The sequence below is a fragment of the Streptomyces johnsoniae genome (assembly GCF_031845565.1).
Taxonomy (GTDB): Bacteria; Actinomycetota; Actinomycetes; order Streptomycetales; family Streptomycetaceae; genus Streptomyces; species Streptomyces johnsoniae.
This window is the reverse complement of the sequence record NZ_JAVREV010000056.1, coordinates 1-722: the sequence shown is the minus strand read 5'-3', so window position 1 is coordinate 722 and position 722 is coordinate 1. Positions and strand designations below refer to the sequence as shown.

The window sequence follows — 722 nt, the reverse complement described above, 5'->3', positions numbered from 1 at the left end:
ACCGTCTCCCGCAGATTCCGCACCCAATAATCCGCGTCCAGACCAGCCGTATCCCACACACCACCCACCACCGTCGAATAAAACGGCACCCGCGACGACCTCGGCTCCACCCCCGCCAACGCCTCCCGCAACTCCCCCGCCACCGACTCCACCTGCACCGAATGCGACGCATAATCCACCGCAACACGACGCACCCTCAACCCCTCACCCTCACCCCACGCCAACCACTCCTCCAACGCCCCCGGCTCACCCGCCACCACCGTCGACGACGGACCATTCACCGCCGCCACCGACAACCGCCCCTCCCACCGCACCAACCCACCCCGCACCTCATCCACACCCAACGCCACCGACGCCATCCCACCCCCACCAGCAAGCCGCTCACCAATCACCCGCGACCGCAACGCCACCACCCGCGCACCATCCTCCAACGACAAACCACCCGCCACCACCGCCGCCGCAATCTCCCCCTGCGAATGCCCCACCACAGCAGCAGGCACCACACCAAACGACTCCCACAACCGCGCCAACGACACCATCACCGCCCACGAAGCAGGCTGCACCACATCCACCCGCAACAAATCACCACCCAACTCCTCCAGCAAATCCCACTCCACAAACCCCGACAACGCCCGCCCACACTCCTCCAACGCCTCCCGAAACACCGGAAACACCCCAGCCAACTCCACACCCATCCCCACCCACTGCGCCCCCTGACCAGG

General features: G+C 66.5%; 1 protein-coding gene. It reads right to left on the bottom strand.

All coding sequences use genetic code 11. The features are described from left to right. The coding region (locus RM779_RS33235) for an acyltransferase domain-containing protein (RefSeq protein ID WP_311621527.1) at positions 1–722 on the bottom strand (722 nt) is incomplete at both ends.